Below are 6290 nucleotides of genomic sequence, written 5' to 3'. Positions count from 1 at the left end.
GTCCTGGACAATCCCGGCACGGTGCGGGGCAAGCGCGTGCTCGACTTCGCTTCCGGCTCCGGCCTTGTCGCCATCGCTGCCGCCAAGGCAGGTGCCGCCAAGGTGATCGCAGCCGACATCGATCCGTTCTGTGCCACCGCGATCCGGCTCAACAGCGACATCAACGGTGTCGGGACCGAATTCCTCGGCACGGATTGCATCGGCACCGATGCAGGTTGGGACGTGGTCCTGGCCGGTGATGTTTTCTACGACAAATCTTTCGCGGACCGGCTGATGCCATGGTTCGCAACGCTGAAGGCGCGCGGCGCTGAGATCCTCATCGGCGATCCCGGACGGTCGTATCTGCCGAAGGCAGGGCTGGAGCCGCTTTCTGTGTATGAAGTGGCCGTCACGCGGGCGCTGGAGGATGCGCTGGTCAAGCGCACGACGGTCTGGCGGTTCGCTTGACGCGATCGCCGAACAGGCGTTCCATCACATACAGATCAGAGGGGGAGCTCATGGATTTTTCAGCAGTGAACTGGCTGGCGGTGGTCGCCGCCGCGATCGTCGCATGGCTGTTCGGCGCCGCCTGGTACATGGGCCTGAGCAAGGCGTGGCTGAAGGCCGCCAAGCTCGATCCGGCGACGATGAAGAAGTCGCCGCTGCCCTTCGTCATCAGCTTCATCGCCGAACTGGTCGTGGCCACCATATTGGCCCTGGTCGTCGGCGCGATGACCGGCGGCGAGCCGACATGGATCGCCGGACTAGTCTTCGGCTTCGTGCTCTGGCTGGGTTTCGTCGCCACGACGCTCTCGGTCAACCATCGCTACGAGAATTTCGGCTGGGACCTGACCCTCATCGACGGCGGCCACTGGCTCGGCGTGCTGCTGATCATCGGCGCCGTGATCGGCTGGTTCGGCGCGGCGGCAAGCTGAATCAAAGGCAGTAGGGCAGTAAGGCAGTAGGGGAATAGGGGGCAGACGGCACCGACGCCTATCCCTACTGCCCTACTGCCCTACTGCCCTACTGCCCTACTGCCCTACTGTCCTACTGTCCTACTGTCCTACTGCCCTTTGTCCGTGGTCCGCGTCTTGGCGACTTCCTCGAGCATCCATTCGCGAAAGGCGACGATGCGTGGATCGTCGGCGGTATTTTCGGGATAGACCAGGAAGTAGGCGAACTCGGGCGCCACCCGCAGGCCGAGTTCGAAAGGCTGCACCAGCCTGCCCTGGGAAAGGTCGTTCGCCACCATGGCGAAATCGGCGAGCGCAACGGCATTGCCGTCGAGCGCTGCCTGGACGGCATCCGTGGAGTTGCCGAAGACGACGGTCCGGCTGTCGTCGAAATCAGTGATGCCGGCCGCGGCCATCCACATCCGCCAGTTCGGCCACGTCACGCCTTGCCGCGACCATTCGATATGCGCAAGCGTGTGGTTGAAGAGGTCGCGCGGCTCACGCAGCGGCGGACCGGACGTCAAGAGGCTCGGGCTGCACACCGGAATGAGGATGTTGTCGAACAGCCGGTGGGTGCGAAGACCCGGATATTTGCCGGCGCCGAAACGGATGCCGACATCGATGTCATCGAGTTCGAAATCCCGCACTTCATAGGCAATGTCGAATCGCAATTCGATATCGGGGTGATGCTTGCGAAAATCGTCGACGCGTCGCATCAGCCATTTTGACGCGAACTGCGCGTCGAGCGTTACCTTCAAAAGGGCGCTGCCGCGCGCCAGCTTTTGCGCCCGCGAAACGGCCCGGCCAAGCAGGTCGAGCGCGTCGGCCGAGGCGTCGAACAGCACCGTTCCCGCCTCGGTGAGCCGGATCGTGCGGCTGGTGCGTGTGAACAGCACCAGCCCGAGTTGATCCTCGATTTCCTTGATCTGATGGCTGACGGCGGCCGGCGTCAGGCCGAGCTCGTCGGCGGCACGGGTGAAATTGAGGTGCCGGGCCGCTGCTTCCAGTGTCCTCAAGGCACGAGTCCCGGGCAGAAGACGAGCCATCCTATCCTCAAATAAAACTTGATGATCCAGAGAAAACTACTCGTTTCTCGCAGGGATTTCAATCTGGCATCATCCATCCATCGAAACATCATCAAGCCGGATTTGATATCCGGGGAGAACGGAGCACACCATGTCCATCATCGTTTTGAATTCATCGACACCCCGCCCGGCCTGGCTGGTCGAAACTCTCGACTGGCTGCGTCACGCCCGGATCGCGATACGCCTCGCCCGCCGCGACATTACCTACCAGAACGTCGAGGATCTCTCCGATCGCCAACTGCGCGATATCGGCGGCGAGCGCCGTGACGTCGCTCGCGCAATGGACAGAGAACTTGGCCGGCTGGGCCTGCTAGACATCGGCTGGCAGAGACCGCGAAGGTCAGGGAATAGGCAGTAGGAAATAGGCAGTAGAGGAAAATTTAAGTCAGCGCCGACAGGTAGCCTACTGCCTACTGCCTACTGCCTACTGCCTACTGCCTACTCCCTTACTCCCCTACTATCTCACCACCCTCACCACCGTCCGGTCCGACAGCAGCGGCAGCAGTCGCGCCATGGTTTGCGCCGTGACAGCCACACAGCCTTGCGTCGGTGTGAAGCCGGGGCGCGCCAGATGGAAGAAGATGGCGCTGCCGCGCCCGCGCCGGCGTGGTGACAGGTTCCAGTCGAGCACCAGGCAGGCGTCGTAGAGCCTGTCGTCGCGCCGCATGCGTTCGTGGCTGGCGCCATAGGGAATCTTCACCGGCCTGTTATAATTGCGGTCGTCAGGCACTTCGCACCAGCCCAGATCGGGCCCGATCGGCGTCATCGCCAGACGGGTCCTGCGGCCGCTGGAGAACTGATCTCCCCGGAAATACCCCGACAGGATCCGCATCGCGGCCAGCGGCGTGGCGCCATCGCCTTCGCGCTTGCCGGCCGAGATGCCTCCGCGCCCCAACGCACAGGCAAACACCGTTTTTCCGGCCTGCAGCAGGCCCTGGCTTGGATGCCCAGGCCTCGCCCGCACGGTCAGCACACGCAGCCCTTTTCGCAAAATTGCGCCGGCTGCATTGCGATCGTGTTTTTTCTTGTATGATCGTGCCACGGAACAAATCACTGTGAACGGCTGTTGCGCCGGTCAGCTTCCGCATAAACAGGCAGCGGTCAACTGAATTTTCTTTTCAAAACAACGGATTGATCCATGACTTCACGCACCATACTGATCGTCGACGACGATGACGACCTGCGCGGCACACTGGTCGAGCAATTATCCCTTTACGAGGAATTCGACGTGCTGCAGGAATCGACTGCGGCAAAAGGTGTCGCCGCAGCGCGCGGCGGCCTCATTGATCTGCTCATCATGGACGTCGGGCTGCCCGACATGGATGGCCGCGAAGCGGTGAAGATCCTGCGCAAGGGCGGCTACAAGGCGCCCATCATCATGCTGACCGGCCACGACACCGATTCGGATACGATTCTTGGTCTCGAGGCCGGCGCCAACGACTATGTGACGAAGCCGTTCCGCTTTGCCGTGCTGCTGGCGCGCATTCGGGCGCAGCTGCGCCAGCATGAGCAGAGCGAGGACGCCACCTTCTCGGTCGGGCCTTATACTTTCAAGCCCAGCCAGAAACTGCTGCTCGACCCGCGCGGCGGCAAGGTGCGGCTGACGGAGAAGGAAGCCTCGATCATCAAATATCTTTATCGCGCCGACCAGAAGGTGGTGACGCGCGACGTGCTGCTCGAGGAAGTATGGGGCTACAATTCCGGTGTCACCACGCACACGCTGGAAACCCATGTCTACCGGCTGCGCCAGAAGATCGAGCGCGATCCTTCCAATGCGGAAATTCTTGTGACAGAAAGCGGCGGCTACAAGCTGGTTCCTTAAACATTTCATTATCCAATGAGCGGTCGGGCGGGGCCGCTTTCGGGTACGATCCAGTTGGAGGGTGGTTTGGATCGAACTCGCAGAGGAGGAGTCGGACTGTCGGTTCGGGGACATAGCTAGATGGCGCTGGATGACGACATCCGCGTCCTGTCCGCCGTGAGGCTCTTCGAGGGCTTCACGCAGGAACAATTGCGCCTGCTCGCCTTTGGCGCCGAGAACACTAGGCTGATTGCCAACCACAAGCTTTATCGCGAGGACGACGAGGCCGATTCCGCCTATATCGTCGTCAGTGGGCGCATCGTGCTCTACCGGGAGCAGGGTGGTGAACGCATCCCGATTGGCACGGCAGGCCCCGGCACAATCCTGAGCGAACTGGCGTTGATCGCCGACACCAACCGGTTGACCAGCGCCTCGGCCGAGATCGATTCGGAAGTGATGCGGCTCAGCCGCAAGATGTTCCGCCGCATCCTGGAGGAATATCCCGAGATCGCGGTCAAGCTCCACCAGCGCATCTCGGAGGAATTTCAGGCGATGATCCGCCGCATCGAGGAACTGGCCCCGCGCTTCTCCGGCTGAAGGCTGCCCGCCTTCGAAGCTGTTGTTTCGCGGCCAAAGGCGGAAGCGCGGCAGCGTCCGTTGACAGGCATGAGGTGAAATCCTAAAGCACCCCGAAGGCGGCCGGCACAGCAGGCGCCATCACCACCAGGCTCCTGGGGGGAGCGAGCCATGCCGTCAGGGCGGTACGAGACGATTATCTTGTATTCCCGCAATGACGCGTTCGGCGACGGATTGATCCGGATTCCGGCTTTGCGCGCCGCCAGAACGGCATTCCCCGATAGTTTCATCGTCTACGGAACCACCCGGTCGTCGTCCCTTGAACATAGCCTCAATCGCCATGCCGGCCATTTGGTCGATGCGATCAATGTGCGGACGCCCCTGGCGCGCCTGGTCGCCGATCACCGCAAGGGCAAGGGGCGATTGGCCGTTGTCGATTTCCGCATCTCGGCGCGTTGGCTGCTTCAAACCTCGGCATCACTGCTCGGCCGCGGCATCGCCTATGAGGCAAACTTTCCGGCTTTCGCCCTTTCCTGGCGCCTGGGCCAAAGGCCTGAAGCACGACCCGGGCACAATGCCTGGCGCTACCACCGCCTCATTGAACGCCTTGCCGGCAAGCGGCTGCCTTTCGATCATCGGCTGGAGCCTGGCCCGATCGCGCGAGCGGCGGCCAGGGGCCTTGCGGACGGCAAGCATGCTCCGTTGATCCTTATCGCTGCGCACGGCAGCGCCAGCAAGCGCATGTCGGCGGATCAGGTTGCCGCGATCGCCGACAGCCTGATCGCCGACGGGGCGGACCTTCTCTATGTGAAAACCCCCGGCGATGGTCCCGATATGGCTGAACTGGCTCAGCGCGTGCCGAAGCTGCGGCTTGTCGATTCCGCCGCGATCGAAGGTGTCGATATCGGTGACATCTTGCTGGCGCTCGGCGAGTTTGCCGATCTTTACATCGGCGCCGAAGGCGGTACCGCACATCTCATGGCAACCGTGATGACGCCGATGGTTATCCTCAGTGGCGGCGCCAACATGGCCCGTTGGAGGCCGCTTTCGAACTGCGTGGACGTGATCGAATCCCGTCTTGCAAGTCCAACCGGTCTGGTTGCCAATGTGCCTGCGCCGACAATCATCGAAGCGGCGCAACGCATGCTGGCGACGCGCCGCCGCGACCATCCCCATCTGCCGGATCTCGCTGGCCTGTCAGCCCAGCAATTCGCGACAACGACATGCATGAAGACTTGAAGCGCGCCGTTTGAACTTGAATTCATTTGGTCGCGCTTCGAAGCGCGTTGAGATTCAGGTCGGCCATTTGCAGGCCAGCCTCACCTGAACATCGACGCCATGGTACAATGGGTTCGGTGGGGCGAAGCGCTGCAACCATGGTGACCACCGGCACAATGCAGGCGGAGTTCTCGGCGGCAGATCTGGCGGCTGTCGTACTTTGGTTCCGATGGAGTTCCTCTCAGTCCTCAATGAGAATAGCAAATGCCAGAGAACAACGCGCTGAACACAAAGCACGGCGGCGAATGGACGATAGCCTGGCGCTTGGTCATACTGGCGGCGACGGCGATTAACGTCGCGATGCTCTTAGCCGCTCTGTTCGTTGCGCAGATTCGTGGTCTGGACGCTTGGATCTTTTATCGAGATCCATCTGCGGTCGCCGAAGTCGGCTTCTATACAGGGTGGATTTCGTCCCTGGGTGCTTCACTGTGGATCGGCTCCGGCGCGGTGACCCTGTTTGCTGGCCTGCTCACGCACCGATGGGATTGCACGTTTCTCGGCGGCCTTACCCTGTTCCTGGGGCTCGATGACCTGTTGTTGATCCATGAGGACGTGCTCCCCATGGTTGCGATACCAGAGATCGTTGCGATGATTGTCTACGCCGCCACCGGGTTGTTC

General features: G+C 61.7%; 9 protein-coding genes. 7 read left to right on the top strand and 2 right to left on the bottom strand.

Going from position 1 to position 6290, the window contains the following annotated elements; all coding sequences use genetic code 11:
* Together EOC06_RS17505 and EOC06_RS17500 are read left to right on the top strand one after the other, a co-directional pair.
* On the top strand, nucleotides 1–447 hold a 447-nt coding region (locus tag EOC06_RS17505; protein WP_164898626.1), incomplete at its 5' end, for a methyltransferase.
* 50 nt (nucleotides 448–497) lie between these two features.
* Entirely contained in the window at nucleotides 498–914 is a 417-nt protein-coding gene (locus EOC06_RS17500; protein ID WP_128308352.1) for a DUF1761 domain-containing protein, read from the top strand.
* Between the two features lie 128 nt (nucleotides 915–1042).
* Here the strand turns inward: EOC06_RS17500 and gcvA are convergent, their stop codons facing one another.
* Complete coding sequence (gene gcvA, locus EOC06_RS17495; protein WP_127330221.1) at nucleotides 1043–1978, bottom strand: transcriptional regulator GcvA; 936 nt, start codon at nucleotides 1976–1978, stop codon at nucleotides 1043–1045.
* Between the two features lie 130 nt (nucleotides 1979–2108).
* On the opposite strand from gcvA, the gene EOC06_RS17490 reads away from it, so the two are divergent.
* Entirely contained in the window at nucleotides 2109–2375 is a 267-nt protein-coding gene (locus EOC06_RS17490) for a hypothetical protein (RefSeq protein ID WP_127330219.1), read from the top strand.
* Nucleotides 2376–2474: 99 nt separating this feature from the next.
* Here the strand turns inward: EOC06_RS17490 and EOC06_RS17485 are convergent, their stop codons facing one another.
* A complete protein-coding gene (locus EOC06_RS17485) occupies nucleotides 2475–3011 on the bottom strand; it encodes a L,D-transpeptidase (RefSeq protein WP_174800339.1) in 537 nt (178 codons plus the stop codon).
* A gap of 144 nt (nucleotides 3012–3155) precedes the next feature.
* On the opposite strand from EOC06_RS17485, the gene EOC06_RS17480 reads away from it, so the two are divergent.
* The 4 genes from EOC06_RS17480 to EOC06_RS40825 form a co-directional block, all read left to right on the top strand.
* Nucleotides 3156–3839, top strand: coding sequence for a response regulator transcription factor (locus EOC06_RS17480; protein ID WP_013528898.1), 684 nt, complete (start codon nucleotides 3156–3158; stop codon nucleotides 3837–3839).
* A 120-nt stretch (nucleotides 3840–3959) separates the two neighbouring features.
* The gene (locus EOC06_RS17475) at nucleotides 3960–4415 is read left to right on the top strand and encodes a cyclic nucleotide-binding domain-containing protein (RefSeq protein WP_023811239.1); all 456 of its coding nucleotides are present in this window, start codon (nucleotides 3960–3962) and stop codon (nucleotides 4413–4415) included.
* Nucleotides 4416–4595: 180 nt separating this feature from the next.
* On the top strand, nucleotides 4596–5633 hold the full coding sequence (locus EOC06_RS17470; RefSeq protein WP_164898625.1) for a glycosyltransferase family 9 protein: 1038 nt from the start codon (nucleotides 4596–4598) through the stop codon (nucleotides 5631–5633).
* A 243-nt stretch (nucleotides 5634–5876) separates the two neighbouring features.
* Nucleotides 5877–6290 (top strand): hypothetical protein (locus tag EOC06_RS40825; protein ID WP_206631204.1); only part of this gene is annotated, 414 nt, incomplete at its 3' end.

It is taken from the genome of Mesorhizobium sp. M7A.F.Ca.MR.362.00.0.0 (genome assembly GCF_004023175.1).
In the GTDB taxonomy this organism is placed as follows: Bacteria; Pseudomonadota; Alphaproteobacteria; order Rhizobiales; family Rhizobiaceae; genus Mesorhizobium.
Note: the sequence above shows the minus strand (reverse complement) of the source record. Positions and strands in the feature narration are given on the sequence as shown.